Origin of the sequence: Collinsella vaginalis, assembly GCF_900176655.1 — a bacterium.
In the GTDB taxonomy this organism is placed as follows: domain Bacteria; phylum Actinomycetota; class Coriobacteriia; order Coriobacteriales; family Coriobacteriaceae; genus Collinsella; species Collinsella vaginalis.
Genome location: NZ_LT838854.1, coordinates 1 through 1,405, shown reverse-complemented (window position 1 = coordinate 1,405; position 1,405 = coordinate 1). Strand labels below are relative to the sequence as shown.

Here is a 1,405-nt window from a genome sequence, read left to right as displayed (position 1 = left end):
GGCTATGCCAGCGGGCGGTAGCCCCGTCGGCACAGCGCCCGTCAGCGCGACCGACGCCGCAGCCGGTCCTGTGAGCGGCGCCGCGGCTAAGCCGGTGACCGGGCAACCCTCATTCTCTGATGCGAGTGCTGGCTCCCTCGCCCCGTTCCTGGATGACGCGGGCGCGGCCGCTCCAGCGGATTCGCCCCTCGGCATTCTCGATGAGCTTCCGTCCCTCGTGGGCGCCATCCCCCTGGTCTGCCTGGGCGTCGAGAGCACGGCCCCGGGCTACTTCGTCTCCGCGGACAATGCGGGCCAGGGCGCGCTCGTCGCCGAGGCTGCCATCCATGCGGGCGCGCGTCATGTGGCGGTTGTCGGCCTCAACCGGTCCCGGGAGACGACGGCGCGGCTGCAGGGAATCGCCCGCGTGGCGCAAAACAACCCGGACGTGCGGTTCGAGTGCATCGAGGAGGGCCGCCTCGCGCGGGACGGCATCGCAATCGCCGACGGCATCGCGGTGCGCCCGGAAGGGGAGCGCCCCACCTTCATCATCGCCCTGACCGACTCCCTGGCCACGGGCCTCATCGCGGGTTTTGCCGCGGCGGGGGTCTCCGTGCCCGATCAGGTTGCCGTGGCGGGTTGCGAGGGCGATCCGCTGGCATGGACCGGCAGCATCTCGCAGACCACGGTGGTCCCGTCCGGATACGAGGTGGGCCGACGCGGCGTGCAGCTGCTCATTGAGCAGATCGAGGTCGCGAAGTTGGCCGAGCTGACGGGTGAGCCGGCGCCGGCCGATGCGGAGCCTGAGAACCGCCAGGTCACCGTGCATCCCTTCCTGCTGCAGCGGGCGAGCACCGGAGCAGCTCTCGGTGGCGCGGGCACAGCGGGGGCTGCACCCGATCTCGACATCGCAACGCAGCTGTCCTAGGCGGTTCGTCCTGCGCTCATCCCATGCAGCTCTTCTCGCCGGGCCGCTTCTAGAGCACGGGAACCACTCTCGAAGTATCCAGACACCGGCAAGCTGGTATTTCAATGAAGTAACCACTTCATCAATGCGAGCTTCAAACGATGCCGCTATCATACTGCCTCGTGCGACACGCCCCCCCCCGACGCCCCACCGCGCCGCCGATCCGGTCCGTGGCCGCACCGCCCCATCAGCTACCCAAGGAGCTACCTATGTGCGGAATCGTTGGATACACTGGTCAGGACACCGCAGCGGACATCCTCATCGCGGGGCTCACCCGCCTGGAGTATCGCGGCTACGACTCCGCTGGCGTCGCTCTCGAGGACTGCGGCCCCGATGGCGCCACCGTCCTCGACGTGGTGCGTCGTGTCGGTAAGGTCTCCGGTCTCGAGTCCGAGCTCGCCGCCCGCCGCCTGCCCGCCACCTGCGGCATCGGGCACACGCGCTGGGCCACGCACGGGC

The 1,405-nt window shown here is 69.6% G+C and carries 1 protein-coding gene and 1 pseudogene; both read left to right on the top strand.

What is annotated here, in order from left to right:
- Positions 1 to 907, top strand: a 907-nt coding sequence (locus tag CAP13_RS08650) for a substrate-binding domain-containing protein (RefSeq protein ID WP_143764938.1), incomplete at its 5' end; no start/stop codon positions are given.
- A gap of 248 nt (positions 908 to 1,155) precedes the next feature.
- Positions 1,156 to 1,405 (top strand): annotated as a pseudogene (locus CAP13_RS08645) (glutamine--fructose-6-phosphate transaminase (isomerizing)); the annotation flags it as partial.